Annotated in this window: 15 protein-coding genes; 5 read left to right on the top strand and 10 right to left on the bottom strand. The window is 61.3% G+C overall.

All coding sequences use genetic code 11. The features are described 5' to 3' along the window. Positions 1–31: 31 nt before the first annotated feature. From A6070_RS01465 to A6070_RS01445, 5 genes are read right to left on the bottom strand one after another with little or no spacing between them, the layout of a single operon-like run. The gene (locus A6070_RS01465) at positions 32–3,343 is read right to left on the bottom strand and encodes an alpha-amylase family glycosyl hydrolase (protein WP_158513999.1); all 3,312 of its coding nucleotides are present in this window, start codon (positions 3,341–3,343) and stop codon (positions 32–34) included. After that, positions 3,327–4,442, bottom strand: a complete 1,116-nt coding sequence (locus A6070_RS01460) for a galactose-1-phosphate uridylyltransferase (protein WP_330220591.1) — start codon at positions 4,440–4,442, stop codon at positions 3,327–3,329. The genes A6070_RS01465 and A6070_RS01460 overlap by 17 nt, the downstream gene beginning before the upstream one ends. 48 nt (positions 4,443–4,490) lie before the next feature. Next, entirely contained in the window at positions 4,491–6,581 is a 2,091-nt protein-coding gene (locus tag A6070_RS01455) for a glycoside hydrolase family 57 protein (protein ID WP_072288082.1), read from the bottom strand. Positions 6,582–6,612: 31 nt separating this feature from the next. After that, positions 6,613–9,132, bottom strand: coding sequence for a mannose-1-phosphate guanyltransferase (locus A6070_RS01450; RefSeq protein WP_072286730.1), 2,520 nt, complete (start codon positions 9,130–9,132; stop codon positions 6,613–6,615). Further along, positions 9,129–9,518 (bottom strand): response regulator, encoded by a 390-nt coding sequence (locus tag A6070_RS01445; protein ID WP_072286729.1) that lies wholly within the window; start codon positions 9,516–9,518, stop codon positions 9,129–9,131. Before A6070_RS01445 ends, A6070_RS01450 begins: the two co-directional genes overlap by 4 nt. Before the next feature lie 186 nt (positions 9,519–9,704). On the opposite strand from A6070_RS01445, the gene mnmL reads away from it, so the two are divergent. Further along, positions 9,705–10,625, top strand: a complete 921-nt coding sequence (mnmL, locus tag A6070_RS01440) for a tRNA modification radical SAM protein MnmL/YtqA (protein ID WP_072286728.1) — start codon at positions 9,705–9,707, stop codon at positions 10,623–10,625. A gap of 89 nt (positions 10,626–10,714) precedes the next feature. Here the strand turns inward: mnmL and A6070_RS16250 are convergent, their stop codons facing one another. Then, positions 10,715–10,840 carry a hypothetical protein gene (locus tag A6070_RS16250; RefSeq protein ID WP_268807479.1) on the bottom strand — a complete coding sequence of 42 codons (126 nt, stop codon included), beginning with the start codon at positions 10,838–10,840 and terminating at the stop codon, positions 10,715–10,717. Between the two features lie 255 nt (positions 10,841–11,095). Here A6070_RS16250 and A6070_RS01435 point away from each other — a divergent pair, with 255 nt between their 5' ends. The 4 genes from A6070_RS01435 to A6070_RS01420 all read left to right on the top strand — a co-directional run bounded on the left by A6070_RS01435 (position 11,096) and on the right by A6070_RS01420 (position 15,521). After that, positions 11,096–13,132 (top strand): ATP-dependent helicase, encoded by a 2,037-nt coding sequence (locus A6070_RS01435; RefSeq protein WP_072288081.1) that lies wholly within the window; start codon positions 11,096–11,098, stop codon positions 13,130–13,132. 187 nt (positions 13,133–13,319) lie between these two features. Further along, positions 13,320–13,712, top strand: coding sequence for a phage holin family protein (locus tag A6070_RS01430; protein WP_072286727.1), 393 nt, complete (start codon positions 13,320–13,322; stop codon positions 13,710–13,712). Positions 13,713–13,736: 24 nt separating this feature from the next. Further along, positions 13,737–14,132 (top strand): hypothetical protein, encoded by a 396-nt coding sequence (locus A6070_RS01425; RefSeq protein WP_072286726.1) that lies wholly within the window; start codon positions 13,737–13,739, stop codon positions 14,130–14,132. Between the two features lie 87 nt (positions 14,133–14,219). Next, positions 14,220–15,521, top strand: coding sequence for a M23 family metallopeptidase (locus A6070_RS01420; protein WP_083558613.1), 1,302 nt, complete (start codon positions 14,220–14,222; stop codon positions 15,519–15,521). Positions 15,522–15,601: 80 nt separating this feature from the next. Here A6070_RS01420 and A6070_RS01415 read toward each other — a convergent pair whose 3' ends face one another. The 4 genes from A6070_RS01415 to A6070_RS01400 all read right to left on the bottom strand — a co-directional run bounded on the left by A6070_RS01415 (position 15,602) and on the right by A6070_RS01400 (position 19,210). Next, positions 15,602–16,720 (bottom strand): hypothetical protein, encoded by a 1,119-nt coding sequence (locus A6070_RS01415; RefSeq protein WP_072286725.1) that lies wholly within the window; start codon positions 16,718–16,720, stop codon positions 15,602–15,604. A gap of 88 nt (positions 16,721–16,808) precedes the next feature. Continuing rightward, a complete protein-coding gene (locus tag A6070_RS01410; protein ID WP_201257942.1) occupies positions 16,809–17,948 on the bottom strand; it encodes a MalY/PatB family protein in 1,140 nt (379 codons plus the stop codon). Next, positions 17,941–18,603: an L-fuculose-phosphate aldolase gene (locus A6070_RS01405; RefSeq protein WP_072286723.1), complete on the bottom strand. Its 663-nt coding sequence runs from the start codon at positions 18,601–18,603 to the stop codon at positions 17,941–17,943. The genes A6070_RS01410 and A6070_RS01405 overlap by 8 nt, the downstream gene beginning before the upstream one ends. Positions 18,604–18,625: 22 nt before the next feature. Continuing rightward, positions 18,626–19,210 (bottom strand): MarC family protein, encoded by a 585-nt coding sequence (locus A6070_RS01400; protein ID WP_072286722.1) that lies wholly within the window; start codon positions 19,208–19,210, stop codon positions 18,626–18,628. Between the last annotated feature and the right edge of the window lie 15 nt (positions 19,211–19,225).

Below are 19,225 nucleotides of genomic sequence, written 5' to 3'. Positions count from 1 at the left end.
GGCAATCTGAGAAAAACTGCAGCGGCCCGGCTTATACGAGGGCGCGGAATTTATCCAGACGATATCCGGCCAGCTCGGCCCGGTGCAGCATCAGCGCCAGTTGCTGCGGCGAGCCTGCGGCGGATTCCTCGTCATCAGAAGTGTCTTCCAGAGCCGCGGTCAGGATCAGGCCGGCCAGTAACCTTTCGAAACGTTCACGATTGAACCAGTCGCAATCCTGGTAGCGATGCACCAGCAGAAACTCCCGCACGGCGACATCGTCGAGCAAAGGTCCAAGCCAGTGCTCCTCCTGCAGGCAGCCGCAGCCGCGCCAGCGAAGCAGCAGCTGCAGCAGCTGCAGATTTTCCGCTGCCGCATCCTCGGGCCAGCGCGCCGTGACAACATCGGTCAGCAACTGGTGCTCCAGCCACCGGATGAAGGCGGCAGGTTCGGCAAGGGACTCCGAAAGCAGCGTCAGGGGATGCACAATCAGCCAGGGGCCAAGCACATCGCGAACCGCCTGCCGCGCCGCAATAGCGTCCAGCTCGACTACCCGCCGCAACTGTCCGTGCAACCGCTCCAGCAGGGGACTCCGGTTGACCTCCAGGCGCAGATCGCGCTGCAGTGCGCCCAGAAAGGCGGCGTAGCCTTCCAGAACCGGACCCTGGTCGGCACCGTTGTCAAAAAGGACAGCGTCACAGCTTTCCAGCACCTGCCGCAGAGACCGCAGCAGCTCCCCATGTACAATCCGCCGATATTCCCGATCGAGATCAGCTACCGGCCGCCCTTCCAGAGCCTGCCACAAATGCCGCCAATGGCCGTCGGCGTCGCTCACTTCGACAAAATCGAGGAACACATGGCATTGATAGGGGCCAGGGGAGACAAACAACCCCTGCTGCGCCAGTTCCTGCGAAAAACGCAGATACTGCAACCCGGTGCAATGATCGCGAAACCGGTAAAGAATCTCCGGCTCTGACCGTAAGGCCAGTGCATCGGCCAGGGTCGGCCCAAACCCGGTTCCGGATTCTCCGGCGCGGGGACAGGCATTGCGGATCCACCCGCCAACCTGCAACGATCGGTTATGAAACACCACCAGGGCCCGCTGTTCACCCCGGCGATTGCTGTAAGCCAGAACATCCTCCAGCACCGCGCCGTCGCTGACACAATCGTACAACGCGAAATGTTCGGCGCCACTGAACAGGGAGCGACGGTGCAGCAGCGGAAAGATCACCTTTTCATGATGCGCCACGAACCCTTCGTCGACCTCCTCGTGCAGATAGGCGCGCCGGTATTCCATGCCGTATTTTTCCCGGAACCCCTCCACCTGGCCATGGCCGAACATGGGCAGCCCCGGCAGGGTTGCCAACAGCACAGCCACCCCGAAATATTTGTCACCCTTGCCGAACTGCTCGACGGCGGTGGCTTCGTCCGGATTGCTCATGAAATTGACGAAGCGCTTGAGGATTTGGGGATTGAAAGCCAGCGTGTTTTTGAGCAGCTGACGGTACCTGGCGTTGTCTTCCTGCTTCATCATGTGCATGAAGGCGCTGTTGTACACCCGATGCATGCCGAGGGTGCGGACAAAATAACTCTCCATCAGCCAGAAGGCTTCCGCCAGCAGCAGTGTATCGGGAGCCTCGGCAGCCACCCGGTCGACCACCTCGCGCCAGAATTCCATCGGGAACAGTTCCTCGAATTGAGCGCTGGCGAGGCTGAATTCCGAACGCGACGGCACACCCGCACCGCCGCCGGGCAGCGGAAACCACAGCCGCTGATAATGTTTTTTGGCCAGAGTCATGGCCGCGTCGAAGCGGATCACGCGAAAGGTGCGTGCAACCTCGAGGATGGTGCGGATCATCGCTTCGCGCACCTGCGGCAGCAGAAAATTCAGCTGGGCGGTGTCATTCCAGGGCAAGTGGGTGCCGTCATTGCCATGATAGATGTAACGCTCTTCGCCACTGTAATGATCGACCCGCTTGAAAACCACGGCGGCATCGCTGTGGTCCCAGTAGCCGTCTTCCAGATAAAGGCTCATGCCGTTGTTGGTCGACAGGTCGGGGCCCGTAAAGCGGTAGCCCGGGTAAGGCGGATGGGATGTCTGCACGAACCAGTCGGGATGCTCCCGCATCCAGCGCGAATCGATGCCGGTATGGTTCGGCACCACGTCGCAGGCCAGCCGGATGCCGCGCTGCCGACAGCGCCGGTCGAGATCGTCCAGGTCCGCCTGCCCGCCAAGTTCATCGGCAACCCGGTAATCGTAGAGGGCATAGGCCGAAGCCTCGGCTTCGGGATTGCCGCGCAGCCGCTTGATCTGTCGGGATGCCGGAGAACGCTCCCAGATGCCGATCAGCCACAATCCTGAAAACCCGCGCGCCGCCAGCTGATCCAGCTCGGCGTCGGGGATGTCCCGCAGGCGGTTCACGGCACGCCCGTAATGGCGGGACAGCTGATAAAACCAGACATGCACCGACTTGGCCAGCAACACCAGATCGGACATCCAGTCTCGGTCCGGCGAAAACCGTTCTTCCTCCACGACCGGCAGCCTGCCATAATCCGGCACGGCCTGAGGGCCGGGACCGAAACCCCGCATGCGCGTCTCCTCGGTCCGCAGCGCAAATCCGGCATCGATAGCCAGCAACACATGCTCCGGCAGGATCCCCTTCCAGTGCTCGCGCACAAAGGCCAGTTGCCCCTCGAGACTGTCGGGAGAGGCCTGTACCGGTGCCTGCAGCAGCTGCAACAAAGGCACATCACTAAAAAGCCCGCCCCCGTCGGGGCGACACAGCAGCTTGTCCAGCGCCTGCAAGGTGGCCCGGTAGGGGATCATGCGGTTCAGTTCATCGTCATCGAACAGAGGACGAAAGGCCGCGGCTGCCGGGTTGGCGCTCTGCACCGACAGTACCAGCAATTCAAGCAGCGCCGCGCCACGGCCTGGATCGCCGTCGGGACCCATCAAAAACCGATGCGGCGTCATACCTTTCCAAACCACATCCGGAGGATAAAGCGCGACAAAGGACGCCAGGCTGCGTTGCAGGCCGGCAAGGGCCACGGCCCGGCCCGCGATTACCACGTCATCCCTGCCGACCATGCAATTGCGTGTCTGCAGATACCGGTACGCCGTCCAGCGCAGTGCGTTGCTGAGCATCGCCAGCAGTTCCAGCCTTCCGGCGCTGCAGGCGGGATTCGCGTAACGTTCCCCCAGGTGATCCGTCACCTGGCGCAGCCGGTATATCCGCGAAACACCGGCCGGAGCCGGCAGCTCGGCCAATTGACGCCGCGCCCCGGCACTGATCTGAAAAGACAGGGAAAAATAGGGTTCAAAACCGGGAACCGATGCCGACAGGGGATCAAGGGGAGCAGTCATGGCAATGGGCTGAGCAACCTTTCTGGAAAACGCTTGCAAAACAGGTGATGGCAAACCTGACTGGAACGGTGTCATTGCACCGCTTCAACCAGATAGCGTGCCGCATCTTCAGGTGAAGTCGGGTTGATGAAAAATCCGGTCCCCCCTTCGAATCCTGCCGGATCCATGATTCTGGGGTAAGCTCAAAATACCAGTGATAATCGGCAGGCAGCGAATGCCAGAACTCCGGACGCCCCGGCCGCGGCACGGCCAGTGGCGCATTGTGCAGTACCAGATTGAAGGGGGGATCGCGCAGCACCGCACGCAGGCGCCGTAACACATCATGCAGGGTTTCCCCCAGCGCGAGCAGCATATGGTCGGTCAATTGGGCAAAATCATGAAGATGACTGCGCGGCACGATACGCAGAGTAAAGGGATGGCGCGAAGCAAACGGTGCAAAAACCGCGAATTCCCCATCGACTCGCACCAGACGCCGTCCGTCGGACAGTTCCTGGGCGAGCATGTCGCACATCAGGCAGCGTTCCTTGCGGCGGAAATAGTCGCGACTGGCCCGCAATGCGATCCGCAGATGAGGCGGAATGACGGGCAGGGCCAGCAGCTGCGAATGGGTATGGGGGATCGTGGCGCCGGCTTCCAGCCCGTGATTTTTGTAAATAACAATATGCCGGAAGCGTTTGTCGCGCCGCAGGTCGACCAGCCGCGAGCGAAACGCGCGAAACACATCGGCCAGCTCCGCCGCCCGCAGGTCGGCAGGTTGGCGCTCGTGTTCCGGGGTTTCGATAATCACCTCATGGGCGCCGATACCGTTTTTGACATCGTATACCCCTTCCCCTCTTGCTTCGAGTTGCCCTTCGATGCGCAGAATGGGAAACTTGTTCGGAATGACACGCACTTTCCATCCGGGCTGGTTGGGAAGACCGGCATCCGGCCGCAGGGCATAGACTTCCGCCGGCGTTTTGTCTTCCTGCCCGTAGCAGAACGGACAGACGCTGGTTTCGATGCGCTTGCGCTCGGTGATAAAATCGACGGGGCGGCGCCCCCGCGCTTCGATAATCGCCACCCAGCTATCAATAAAGGGGTCCCAACGCAATTCGGACAAACGCAACACTCCTTTCCGGCATCACTGCCGTCATTACGGCCCGCGAGTTCAAAGGGGCCACTGCGGGGCTTCCGCATCGGGCCCCGGGTAAATCAGGGCCAGCTCCCCCCCGGCGGGCCAACGGGCCAACTCCCTTCCGGAATCGAGCACCGTCAAGGACACGTTCAGTGCACCGCCCGGCTTAAGGTCCAGCAGCTTCAGCGGCAAGCCCATTTCCGCGATGGTTCCCGCAGCCCCTGGTCCCTCCCCGCCGCCGGCCCCATCGACACTTTGCACCAGCACGCGGTTGGCCCTGGCCGCCAGGCGGGCTTCCCAGACACCCTCGGCCTGCAAGCGCACCAGCAGTTCTCCGTCCGGCCCGGCTATTTGTTCCACGGGCTGGCGAAAATCGAACCGCAGATAGAAAAAATTTTCATCGTAGCCATAAAAAAAACCCAGAAGATCAAAGCTGGCATTATGCATGGCACCGCCGCCGCCCAGTTCCACGGTGCCGGCGCCGTGCCATTCAAAATAATCGGTCAGCCGTCCATCGATGACGGGGCTTACCGATTCGGTGGGAGGATAAACGCGACTGCTGCGGCGCGCCCCCCTCAACGGATAGTGCAGGCAGGGCGGCACCGGCTTTCTGATGGCGCGGTAGAAAGCCTGCAGATGATGCCGGAAAAGCTGATCGAAAGTTTCCGCCTGCTCGCTGCGATGGTGCTCGCCAAACCACCAGAACCAATCGCTGCCTTCCGCACGCAGCAGATGCGGCCAGCCTTCACCCTGGCAGTCCGCATCTGCGGACTGCAGGGCGCGGCGCGCTTCGCCCAGCCATTCCCAGGCGCAATTTTCCTCGGGGTGCCCGATCCAGATATCGAAATCCCCATTGATCCAGGATCCCGGTGCCAAAACCTTCAACGGCTCAGGCTTGCGGCTGGCCAAGGCTTCGCTGAAGGTGACCGCCCGCAGAACCGGCGAATCGGCCAGACCCCGATAAACAGCCTGCAAAAAAGCAAAGCCGTTTTCTTCATAACCTTCCCAGCAATTTTCTCCATCCAGAATCAGGGTCACCACCCCGCCCGGCACTTGCTGAGCCAGTGCCCGCAGGCGGTCAAGAAGATCCGCCGCCGCCGTCTGCGAAGGCCAGGTCGCATACACAAAACCAATGCGGTCCGACAGCTCCCGGTCCCGAAACAGCAGCGGCAATCCCAGATAACTGTACGGGCGATAAAGTGACGTGCGGTCGCCGAGCCCTCCGGGCAGGGATTTTTCCAGCAGGGCTTCATCGCCGGCAGTCCAGACGGCACCTTCATCGGCCATGATGCGCACCACGGATTCGCTCAGTCCGCCTTCGGACGGCCAGATGCCGCGCGAACGGACTCCGAAAAAATCCCCCGCGCTCGCCAGTCCCAGGCGAACCTGCCGACGGGCATCCTCCGGAAAACGGAAGGGCGTTTTTGGCAACAAAACTCCCTCGCGGGCGCGGGCGGCTTCACCGCTATCGCACAGCAGCGGCAGTATGGGATGGGCATAGGGCGTTACCGACAGTTCTACGGCACCCTCGTCCTCGGCCTGCCGGAACCGCGCCAGGATGCCCTCCACAACCTCCTGGTAAGCCTGTAACAGCCGGTGCTTGTCCTGCTCATCGAAGTTCCGCCCCTTGGCCAGCAGGTCGGCCACGACGCCCGGCTCCCGACGCAGGTAATATCCGGACCATGACAGCAGAAACCATACCTGCAGATCCCGCAGATCCGCTTCCGAGAACCGCTGCCAGGCCGAAGATTTCCACAAGGCGCGCTGCTCCGCCAGTTCGCGGTAGCGGGCATGGGGCCGGATATGCCGTTCAGCGTGAACCGAAAAAAAACACTGCACCAGACTGGCACGCTCGCCGTCGGACATGGCCTGCGGATCACGACGCGCCAGTTCGAGCCAGCGGTCCCTGAGGCTTTTGGAGGCGTATTCCCGGAGCTGCTCCAACAGGGTCGGCACCAGATTGAAGGTCACCCGGATACCATGATCAACGGCCGTTTGCAACATATCGCCGTAATCCTTGACCGCATGCAAAAACACCCAAGGCAGCAGCACTTCGTCCTGCAGCGGATCCCGGTAATCGGGTTGATGCATATGCCAGATCAGGACAACATCCAGAGGTTTCATCGATTTCGCGATACGCAACCCAGTGCCCCGTTCAGGGGTTGAGAAGTTCCTTTTTCCAGGTTTCAACCTTGTTCCGGTAATTCTCCAGCAGGCTTTCGGCGCGCCGGATATCGGGGGAATCCGCCACGATATGCATCAGCGGCCGATACTGATCAGGCAATACCAGTACCCAGTCGTCTTCGAAGCGGATCTTGACGCCGTCGACGAAGGAAGCATCGAGATTCACGGTATGCTCGCTCATCTTGCGCATCACGCCGCCCTTGAATTGCCGACTGCAGGGGATTTGCGCCTGCCGGTAAGCGCGGTCGGGAAGACTGCGACGCAGACTGCCGAGACTCATGCCCGCGTGACCGAGCATTTCGAGAATCTTGGCCACCGCGAACATGCCGTCAAAATGCCCCTGAAAACCCGGCACGGCGAAACGGCCGTCCAACGTGGCGGCCAGCAGGCCGCCACGCTCGGACACCGCCTCCAGCAGGGCGCGCGCATCGTTTTTGACGATACGGCAGGTCAGGCCGCTCTCCTGGGCGACCTTCTCAAGCGCCATCGGCGCTGACACCGGCAGCGCCAGGATCCCGGCCATTCCGCAGCGACTCACCAGGGAAACCACCACGCCAAGGGCTTCGATTTCCGTCAGCAGACTGCCGCTTTCGTCGATGATCCGCACCCGCTCCCCCGACGGATCGAGCCAGAAGCCAGCGGCAGCTTCGAGGGATACGACGATACGGGACAGCTGCTGCATGGCGCGGGCAGTCTGATCCGGGGCCGTTGCACTGCGCCCTTCTTCAAAGCGGGAGTTGAGTTCGACAACCTCGCAACCGAGATCCGTCAACAGGCCGGGAAGCAGCTCGCCGGCAGGGGAATGATTGAGGTCGATGACCACTTTCGGCGCAAACGACCGCAACAGGCCGCCATCGAGGGCGCGCAAAAAGCCTTCCCTGTAAAAAGCGGTCAATTGCGGCAGTTCCCTGATCTCCCCCGGCTCGGCGTAATGCACGCGGCGAAAATTTTCCTTGAAGAAGATCCGTTCGACGGCCTTGGCGGTGCCGGAGGGGATTTCAAACCCTTCCGCATCGTAAAACAGGATCTCAGTGGCCGCGGAATCCTCGCCGAATTGCCGGAAATGAACCCCGCCGACCTCGCCGAAGGTGCCGAGCTTGTAACTCATAACCGGCAGCGGCATCTGCTTGATATCGCGCACATTCACGCCGGTGGACAGCACCCCCCCGAGAAACGCGCGCTTGAGCATGCGCGACGAACGCTGGCCGTCGCGGCTGGTGATCACATAACTGTCGCGCGGCAACACCGATCCGTAAGCGGCGCCAAGCTTGGCGCAGAACTCGGGCGACAGTTCCACATTGCTCAAGCCGCGAACCGAGGCGCCTTCGAACAGACTCTTGCGCCACTTGTCGCCCCAGATCAGATTGGTGCTGACAATGGAGCCGCTCTCTATCGATTTGCGCGGCCAGATTTTAACGTCCTTGCGCAGATAGGCCTCGTCGCCGACATCGGTCTCGTCGCCGATGACCACGCCTTCCTCCGACACCACGCCGCGCCCGAGGCGGGTGCGATGTCCGGCCACGGTGCCGAACAGACGGCATCCGCGCTTGACAAACACATTGTCCCAGAGGATGACATCCTCCAGTTCAACATCGTCCTCGATCACGCAGTTGCGGCCGATGACGCAATTCTTCAGCCGCGATCCTCCCTGCACCTGACTGTTGTCGCCGATCACCACCATCCCTTCAAGGCGCGACAGGTCGGCCTCCGCCACCTGGGTATCGGTGCCGAGATAAATCCTGCGGCCTGCCTCACACAGGACCGGTTCGGGCAGCGATACCGCCACTCTGTCGCGAAACAGGTCCCGGCAGGTTTCCAGGTAGGCGTCGGTATTGCCGATATCTGCCCAGTAGCCGCGCTGCCGGCATCCGTACAGCGGGCGCCCCTCGGCCAGCATACGCGGGAAGATATCCTTGGACCAGTCCCGGTTGGTCTTTTCCGGGATCATATCGAGTACCGCGGGCTCGAAGACATAGATGCCGGTGTTGATGGTATCGGAGAACACCTCGCCCCAGCCCGGTTTTTCAAGAAACTTGGTGATGGCGCCCTGCTGATCGGTAATCACCACCCCGAACTGCAGAGGATCCTCCACGGATGTCAGGGTGATCGTGGCCAGGGCCTGCTTTTCCTCGTGAAACTTCAAAACCTCGCCCAGATCGAAATCGGTCAGCAGGTCACCGCTGATTACCAGAAAACGTTCGTCCAGATAAGGCGCCGCGGCCCTGACCGCGCCGGCAGTTCCAAAATCCTCCAGGGGCGTGACATAGGTGATGCGAACCCCCAGTTCGCTGCCGTCGCCGAAATAGTTCTTGATGATCTCGGGCTGGTGAAACAACAGCATGATGACATCCGAGATACCATGCTGTTTCAAAAGCGCAATGATATGACTCATGATTGGCTGGTTGACCAGAGGCACCATCGGTTTGGGCTGATTGATGGTCAAAGGCTGCATGCGGGTTCCGAACCCGCCTGCCATGATCACAGCTTTCATCGGTTCGCCCCCTCGCCCTGGAGCAGCTTGCCCCGTTTGATCAACACGCGTCGGATCTCGTTTTTAAGTTCAGTGAGATCCGAACTTTTCACCACGTAACCGTCCGCCAGCCAGGAGGAAAAATCCTCTTTGTAGCAACTGAAGGCGGTACAGAGAATCACCGGCAGGTCCTTCCGGCGGCCGATAATATCCTGCAGCATGGCAAGACCGCTGTCCCCACCGACCTGGATATCGAGCACCACCAGATCATAGACGTGCTTCCGCAAAGCGGCATCGGCTTCAACCGCGGAACCGACCGCGTCGACCTGATACCCCTCTTCCTCCAGTTCACATTGGAACAGGTAGCGGATGTCCTGTTCGTCATCAACCACCAGCAAACGCGTCACAAAGCCCCTCCCTTGATGATTATCCGGACCCGATGCCAAGTCCGCCGAGAATGCGGGCATGGCGGCTCGTCATGAAAGCCGAGTGGATTATATCAGGCAGGGGGGCTATTTCAATCGCGCCCGGAAAATCCGGCGGCTTCTTCCAAACCCCTTGCTCTCAGGGGCTACCGGTGGCATAGTCGCGCCATGCAAGAGAAACCATACCGCAGCTTTTCCGCACATCTGAAACAACGCTTCGGCGGCCGCGTCCATAAAATATCCGTCGATGCAGGCTTCTCCTGTCCCAACCGTGGCGCTACCCGCGACCGGCCGGGATGCCTGTTCTGCGATCCGCAAGGCTCCGGTGCCGTCGGCATCGACCGCGGTTTTCCGGTGGCCGAGCAGATCGAGCGCGGCAAGGAAATCATGACCCGCAAATACAAGGCCGGGCAGTTTCTGGCCTACTTCCAGCCGTTCTCCAATACCTACGCTCCGGTGGCGCGCCTGCGCGCCCTGTACGACCAGGCCCTCGGCGTTGAAGGCGTGGTGGGGCTGGCGGTTGGCACGCGGCCGGACTGTGTACCGGAAGAAGTTCTGGATCTTTTGGGGGAATACCACCGGCGCACCTACTTCTGGCTGGAACTCGGCCTGCAGAGCAGGCATGACCGTACCCTCGATTTTTTACGCCGCGGGCACGATTATGCCTGCTTCACAAAAGCCTATGCAGCCGCCAGAGCCAGAGGCCTGAGGGTCTGCGTACATATCATTCTGGGATTGCCGGGAGAAAGCCGCGACGATATGCTGGCCACCGCCGATGCCATGGCCCGCCTGCGCATTGACGGTATCAAACTGCACCTGCTGCATATCCTGCGCGGTACGCCATTGGGGAATCTTTACCAGCAGGGCGGTATCGCCGTGCTGGAACAGGAGGAATATGTTTCGCTGGTGGCGGATGTGATCGAACGTCTGCCGGCGTCAACCCTGATCCACCGGCTGACGGGAGACGGTCCGCGCGAGACGCTGCTGGCACCGCTCTGGTCGCTGAACAAATGGGAAGTACTCAACGCTATCGAACAGGAATTGTTGCGGCGCGGAACATGCCAGGGGTACCGGGACGGGGAAAGCTGAAAAAAGAGACGGCGCCAGCGTTGCGGGCCATCGCCGGGACAGCCACCGGAAAGTTGCCGGATCAAAAACACATGAGACGCTGAAACAGCTTAAAAACCGGCTTTTTCCGCAACAACCGGCCGCGACGGCCGGTCAATCTGCTCGCCGCCACTCCAGGAAACAAGAATCAGGGAAGCCCAGACAAGACTGAAAAGGACAACAACGGTTTTAAACATGGGAGCACCCTAATAACGAAAGATAAAAAGCAACTGACGTAAACTGCGGCGCAACATAGCTGAAATGCGCAGGAAATGCAAGACGCTTTCGCGTTTTTCCACCATCGTTTTTGCACAACGGTAAACCATGGCCATACGCTGTCACGCTTACAAGCCCCCCTTGCCGGGCGCCCGGTGCTGTGGTATCTTCCTGGGCGCCCGATGTCTGTGCCTGCCGCCTGCGCCTTGCATACCCTCCGCCGTCGTGAAGTATTTATGAACCTGTCCTCTCTCAACGATCAACAACGCGCCGCCGTCCGCCACACGGAAGGTCCGCTGCTGCTGCTGGCAGGGGCCGGCTCGGGGAAAACCCGCGTCATCACCAGCCGCATCGCCTACCTGCTGAAAAACAGGGGGGTGACCTCGGAAGCGATCCTTGCCGTCACTTTCACCAACAAGGCGGCGCGCGAGATGCGTGAGCGGGTCGAAAGCATGGTCGACCGCAGGCAGGCCAAGGGCATGGTCATCAGTACGTTTCACGCCCTGTGCGTGCGCATCCTCAAGGAGGATATCGAACAGCTCGGCTACAAAAAGAACTTTTCCATTTACGGCGGCGCCGATCAGTTGCGGCTGATCCGCGACCTGCTGCAGGAAATCAATACCGGCCTGCGCAAATACGATGCCGACCGCGTACTGTACCTGATCTCCGACGCCAAGAACCGCCTGATTGCACCCGACACCTTTCAGCCTCGCCACGGCGATGAATACAGCGGGGTGGTGGCCGCTATCTACCCACGCTACCAACGTGCCCTCAAAGCTTTCAATGCGGTCGATTTCGACGATCTGATCATGTTGACGGTGCGCCTGCTGCAGGACAAGCCCGCCGTTCTGGAAAAATATCAACAGCGTTTCCGGTATCTGATGGTGGATGAATACCAGGACACCAATGCCGCGCAATACCGGCTGTTGCGGCTGCTGGCCAGGGGGCACAACAACCTGTGTGTGGTCGGCGACGACGATCAGTCCATCTACGGCTGGCGGGGCGCGGATCTGGGCAACATCCTCGATTTCGAAAAGGATTTCCCCGGCACCATGGTTATCCGGCTGGAACAGAACTACCGGTCCACAGGTAATATCCTCGCCGCCGCCAATGCCGTTATCCGCAACAATCGCAAGCGCAAGGCCAAAGCCCTGTGGACCGCCGGCGGCCCGGGAGACATGATCGACTATCTGCTGTGCGATGATGACGAAGACGAAGCCCGAACAGTGGTGGAACGCATCATGGCCGAGAAGTTCCGGGCCAGCCTGAACTACCGGGATTTTGCCATCCTGTTCCGTACCAACGTCCAGTCACGGGCCTTCGAGGAACAGCTGCGCTACCAGAACGTACCCTACGTGCTGATCGGCGGTCAGCAGTTTTTCGACCGCAAGGAAGTCAAGGATGTGCTGGCCTATTTCCGGGTGCTGCTCAACCCCCGTGACGAGGTCAACCTGCTGCGCATCCTCAACACGCCCAGGCGGGGCATCGGCGACACCAGCGCCGACCGTCTGATCCGCTTTTCCGCCGAGCATGAACTCCCTATGTGGCAGGTGCTGCAGGACGCCGCGCAGGTCGACGGACTCGGCGAAAAAACCCTCGAAGCGATCGGGCGGTTCGTGCAGCTGATGGACAGCTACCGGCGACGGTTCCGGGTCGGCCGGCTCAGCGAAACAGGCCGCGAACTGCTCGAAGAACTGCGTTTCGAAGACGATCTGCTGCGCACCGCCCAGGATCCGGAGCGGGCGCGGCGGCGCATGGCCAACGTCGCCGAGGTCGTCAATGCCATGGCCTCCTACGAGCAGCGTGAAGCCCAGCCGACCCTGGAAGGTTTTCTGGAAAAGGTGTCGCTGCTCGACCGCGACGAGCCACCGCGCCAGGACAAGGACGCCAAGCTGCAACGCGATGCGGTGGTGCTCATGAGCCTGCATGCCAGCAAGGGTCTCGAATTCCCCTGTGTGTTTCTGGTCGGCATGGAAGAAGACCTGCTGCCCCATAAAAAATCGGTGGAGGAAAGCTTCGATATCGAGGAAGAACGCCGGCTGTGCTACGTCGGCATCACCCGCGCGCAACAGAAGCTGTCCCTGCTCGGCACTTCCCGGCGCAAGAAATACGGCGTCATGCAAACACGTGCTGCGAGCCGGTTTCTTGAAGAGATCCCCGGCGAGGTCCTGCGCAGATCGATCGGCGACGCCCCGAGTACATCCACCGAGGAAGAAAAAGATCAGCTGGCCCGGACCGCATTCGCCAACATCAAGTCAATGCTTGGCGACTGACACGTAACCAGGCCGCACAATATGACTTCACGCTGTTTCCCTGGCGGGACAGTAGCTGCCGCCGTGACATGCCGGCAGCGAAGCCGAGCTACCCCCTTTTATCCGGATGGGATTTAGGCTATCCTTAGGACGTTTTATGATCCCGGCGGCCCCCCGGCCGCAACTTCACCCATCTCCGGAGGTAACCATGCGAGGCCTGCTGATCCGCTGGATTATGTTGACCGTTGCCATATTGCTGGCCGCCTGGCTGTTGCCCGGCATCACGGTGGGAGGCCCGGTGTCGGCATTTTTCGCCGCCGCGGCCCTGGGCATTCTCAATGCGCTGTTCCGGCCCATCCTGCTGCTGCTCACCCTGCCGCTCAACATCCTGACCCTCGGCCTTTTCACTTTCGTCATCAACGCCCTGATGCTGATGATGGCATCGGGAATCATCGGCGGCCTGCAGGTGGCCGGTTTCTGGTGGGCGGTGCTCGGCTCGCTTATCATCAGCAGCGTCAGCTGGCTGTCGACCTCGTTGATCAACGAGCGCGGTCGTGTCGAGGTCATCTCCCTGCGTCAACGTCACGGACGCTGGGAATAACACGGGACACCCCCGGGAGGATTCATGCTGCGAAATCTGAGTGCCGCGTTTACCGGCGGCGTTATCGGCGGGCTGCTTTCCAGCCTGCTGTTCTGGGAACTGGGCCGGGACGGCGTTCTGTCCTGGTTGGGCATTGCCCTGCGCCCCGCTCTTAGCCTGGCGTGGCTCTACCCCCGACTGATCGTCGGCGGTTTGTGGGGGCTGCTGCTGATACTGCCCCTGCTGCCGGGCCGCCCGGCCAGCCGCGGCCTGCTCTGGAGCCTGGCGCCATCGGCCTATGTACTGTTGCATCTGATGCCCCGGGCCGGCAAGGGCCTGCTCGGCCTCGGCTATGGCGCGCTGACTCCCGCTCTGATTCTCTTGATTTATGCTGTCTGGGGGGTTAGCGCGGCCCTGTGGCACCGCGCCGCAAGCCGCTGAGCGCGGCCTGCCGGGACCTTTATTCACCACAAAGCGGCTTTGTTCGCTGTTTTTTAAAAATCCGGAAAATTCGCGAGGTACACGACATTGAAAAACCATGCCATCATGATCATTCTGCTGCTTGTTGTCGGCACCGCCGCAGGCTACTTCATGCTGCGTGACAGCCAGGCTCCCGACCTGACCCTGACCCCGGAAAGCGGCGCCGTTTCGGCCAAAAAACCGCCGGTGCTCAAGATCCAGGACGACGGCGCCGGTCTCAAATCGCTGAAGGTCAGCGTTTCCCAGGACGGCAAGACCGCCGAATTGATCAGCAAAACCTGGCAAGGCGGCGTTTCCGTGGAAGAAATCCCTCTGCCCCTGGATAAACTTCCCCTTAAAAACGGACCGCTGCGCCTGACCGTCCAGGTCAGCGACAGCGCCACCCTGGCCAATCGGGCCGAGCGGAGTTTCGAGCTTGCCATCGACACCAAGCCCCCCGTCATTTCGGTGCTGACCACCGCCCATAACGTCTATGAGGGCGGCGCCGGTCTCACCATGTTCCGCGTCAACGAAGACGTCAAATACGCTGGCGTAAAAGTGGCTGAACGCTTCTTTCCCGCCTATCGCCAGGACAACGGCGTTTACGCCTGTCTGTTCGCCTGGCCTCACAACGTGCAACGCGGCGCCTTTACGCCGCGGGTGGTGGTCGAGGATCCGGCGGGCAATCAGCGTACTGCAGGAATCTACTACAACCCCATTGCCCGGCCTCCCCGTGCCGACCGAATCAACATCAGCCAGGCCTTTCTTGATAGCAAGATGCCGGATTTCCAGCATTATTTTCCGGAAACCACCGATCCTCTGCAACTGTTTTTGCGCATAAATCGCGAACTGCGCGCCAAAAACGTGGCCCGACTCAACGAACTCGCCGCCAAAACCGCCGACCGCCCCCTGTGGGAAGGCGCGTTTCTGCGCCTGCCCAATGCCGCCCCCCGGGCGGACTTCAACGACAGGCGGGATTATCTGTTCAACGGCCAGAAAGTCGACAGCCAGACCCATCTCGGCATCGACCTCGCGTCCCTGGCGGCGTCACCGATTCCGGCCAGCAACAGCGGTACCGTGGTGCTTGCCGAGGATTTCGGCATCTACGGCCAATGCATCATCATCGATCACGGGCTGGGACTGCAGAGCCTCTACTCACATCTGAGCAGCATCGACGTTGCCGTTGGCGACCAGATCAGCAAGGGGCAGGTTATCGGCCGCACCGGCGCCACCGGCATGGCCGGCGGCGACCACCTGCATTTCGGCATCGTTCTGAGCGGCCTGGAGATCAACCCCCGCGAATGGCTGGACGGTCACTGGATCAAGGACAATTTCACCGGCAAGTGGGACCAGGTCATGGCCCAGCCGTAAACCTTCAACCGCCATGCGGATGTAAAAAAGGCTGCCTCTCCAGGCAGCCTTTTTTACATCCGTACCGTTACCGCGGCAGCTCAGACGACACGCACCCGGGCAAAGCCCCCTTTTTCGGTGCGCAGATTGGTCACCTGTCCACGATACAGGCGGGCACCGATGCCAAGAATGCGGTCCCGGTAGACAAACAGCCGCAGATCGGTTTTCATCGGCGGGTCATCGTCCGCACCATGGGTCAGCGATGGAGGCACCAGCTGTTGCGCCAGGGTAGTGGCGGGGTCGAGTTGCTCGAAACGTTTGCGGGAAATTTTTTCACCGACCAGCACCCCGCGGCTGCCAAACCGGTCAACCGGCTTGAACACCAGTGCGCGACGCTCTTGCCAAAGGACGTCGGCCTTTTCGGTGGCCAGCAGGCGGCTCTTCGGCACCAGGCGCAGCAGCAAAGCGGCATCTTCTTCCGCCACACCCAACGCGCCAAGCGCCTGCGGATCGGACCAGAGCACCATGCGCCTTTTATCCCCCAGCAGGCCGTAAGCAAAAGGGTTGGGCGACACACAGACACTGCCGGCCAGGTAAGCAGCACGGATGCCGGTCATGGCATCCTCCTCAAGATAAAAATCGCAATGGCGATTATAGATCATGTCTACCGGTCGGTTGTCCAGCCACACGCCGTCAGCCCCGGCCTGCAGCCGACATGGATCCACGACGTCGGCATCCACACCCCAGGCGCGGAACAGATCCGCAAAGACCTGCATCTCCCGGTAAAGAAATTGCTGCGAAGGATTTTCGTCAAGGATGGCAATGCGCTGCGGGCGTGTCCGTCGCCCGCCGGAAAATGCCCGTATCTCTTCCGCGAAAGGCCCGAGAAAAGCAGCTTTGAACTTGTTGTTGAGCCCGGCAAGCGCCGATGCCTCGTCCGCATGTTGCGCCAGTAAAGACAGCAGAGCGCCACCGGCATTGGTATTGACCTCGATGAGACGCGGTCCGTCTTCGGTCAGGTGAAAATCGTAGCCCATCATCACCGCATCGTGGCCCGGGTCGAAGCGGGCCACTTCCGGCAGCCGCGGCAGGACCGCCTTGCGGTAGGCGGGCAGGCGGCCGAGGCGATACAGGGTGCGCACGGCAAGGATCATGGCACGCAAATCGCGGCGCGGCAGATGAACGGTCAGATCGCTGATGGCTTCTCGGTATAAAGGCATGTCATATTTTCTCTCTGTACAGATTCCGAAGCGTCCCTGTACCCAATACTTGTAATTTCGTGCCGGGACCTAGCGAGCCGACCTGTGTCTATCGGCATGTCAAGGCTTTGCGCATCCGCTCCAGGCCCTGCTCAAGCAAAGACCGCGGACAGCCGAAATTGAGACGCACGAATCCCGGCGCGCCGAATTCACGACCGTCGGACAGCCCCACGCCGGCCTGCTCGAAAAAACCCGCCGGGTCGTCGATCCCGCTATCGCGCGCATCGATCCAGGCCAGATAGGTCGCTTCCCCCGGAATGCAGACCAGTCCCGGCATGGCCTCCACCGCCCCGGCAACCAGGGCGCGGTTGCCGCGCAGATAGTCCAGAAGCGCGGCATGCCAGGCGCCGCTGTCCCGGTAGGCGGCCAGGGCGCCGATGTAACCGAACAGGTTGACGTAGGGCACGATGCCGGCCATGGCACGCTGGAAGCGTTGCCGCAGGCCGGCATCGGTGATCAGCGCGAAAGCGCAGTTCAACCCCGGCAGATTGAAGGTTTTGCTCGGGGCCATGAGGGTTATGGTGCGGGCCGCGATATCGCCGCCCAGGCTTGCCGCGGGAAGATGCGCGCAGCCCGGCTCCAGCACCAGGTCGCAGTGAATCTCGTCGGAACACAGCACCAGATCGTGACGCTGGCAGAGTTCTGCCAGCCGCCCCAGTTCACCGGGGGTGAAAACCCTGCCGGTGGGATTCTGCGGACTGCACAGCAACAGCAGCCGCGTCGCCGGAGTGACGGCCGCTTCCAGTGCTTCGAAATCGATCCGCCAGCCTTGCCGTTCCCGCACCATGGGCACCGTCGCCAGTTTGCGGCCCGACAGGGCCGGCGCGGACAAAAATGGTGGATAAATGGGGGTCATGGTCAGCACTTCGCTGCCGCCGTCGCCCACCGCCCGGCAGGCGACGTTCAGGCCGACCACCAGGCCGGGCAGCCAGACCAGGTCTTCCGCCGCCACCCGCCAGCGGTAACGCTCCCACATCCGGATCAAAATCCCCTCCACCAGTTCCGGAGGCGCATGGGTATAGCCGAAGATGCCGTGAGCGGCACGTTTCCCCAGGGCCTCCAGCACCGCCGGCGGCGCGGTGAAGTCCATGTCCGCCACCCACAGCGGCAACACATCGCGGTCGGCATAGCGATCCCACTTGAGGGAACCGGTGCCGCGCCGATCGATAATGCGGTCGAAGTCAAACATCGTCATCTTCCCTGGCGGGTTGCCCATAGGTCGCAAACCGCTCCAGCACGCGGTTCATCTCCTCCTCCGGCAGGATCACCGGGTTGCCGACCGATCGCGCCTGATAATAGATGCGCGCCACCAGTTCGATCTCCTCGGCGGTATTGAAAGCCCGTCCCAGGTCGGCGCCGACGGCGACCAGCCCATGGTTGGCGAGCAGCACGGCATTGCAGGCGCCGATCCCCTCGGCTACATTGCGGGCCAGCTCGGCGGTACCGAAGGTAGCGTAGGGCGCCAGCGGCACCTTATGCCCGGAAAACCCCACCAGGTAATGCACGGCCGGGATCTCCCAGCCGAGACAGGCCATGGTGGTGGCATACACCGAGTGGGTGTGCAGCACGGCCTGGACATCCGGACGTTTGCGATAGAGGGCAAGATGGAATCCCAGTTCGCTGGACGGTTTGCAACGGCCTTCGACAAACTGTCCGTCGAAATCGGTGATCACCACATCCCGCGCCTGCAGATCGGAATATTCGATACCGCTGGGGCTGATGGCGACCCGCCCCGCGGCGCGGTCGCAGATACTCAGATTCCCGCCCGACCCGGTGGTGAGCTGCGAGGTGAGCATCTTGCATCCGTAGCGGACGATGGCTTCGCGTTGTTGCTGCATCATCATGTTCGCTGTCCTTGAACGGGGTTCAGGCAAGAAAATTTTTCAGGCCGGTGAAAAAGATCTGCGCGGCAATGGCCGATACGAACAGGCCGGTCAGCTTGGTCAGAATCGTCAAGCCCTGCTGCCCCACCAGTCGCTCCAGCCTTCCGGACATGATCAGCAACAGGCCGACGGTCGCGATGGCGGCCAGCATGGCGCCGGCCGTCACCAGACGCGCCGCGAGGTTTTTGGGCTCCGCCGCCATGACCAGCAGGGCACCGATGGTCCCCGGCCCCACAGCGATGGGAATCGCCAGGGGCACGACCGCCACGTCCTCGCCGGGCGCGGGCGGCGTCACGGCGGTCGGGCCGCGCACCATGTTGACCGCCGAAAGGAACAATACCGCGCCGGCACCGATGCGGAAGGCATCGAGGGTAATGCCGAACAGGGCGAAGATATGCCGGCCGAACAGATAAAGCACAAACACCGCCAGCACGATGGCCACCGTCACCTTGCCCGCCGCCTTCTGCCGCTCGGCGGAGGAAAAACCGCGGGTCAGGGACAGAAAGGCAGAGATGACGAAAAACGGTGTCAGGATTACAAACAGTTTGAGGTAAACATTCAGAAACATGGCATCCCTTGCGAC

The sequence above is a fragment of the Syntrophotalea acetylenica genome, assembly GCF_001888165.1.
In the GTDB taxonomy this organism is placed as follows: Bacteria; Desulfobacterota; Desulfuromonadia; order Desulfuromonadales; family Syntrophotaleaceae; genus Syntrophotalea; species Syntrophotalea acetylenica.
This window is presented reverse-complemented; position numbering and strand designations above follow the sequence as displayed.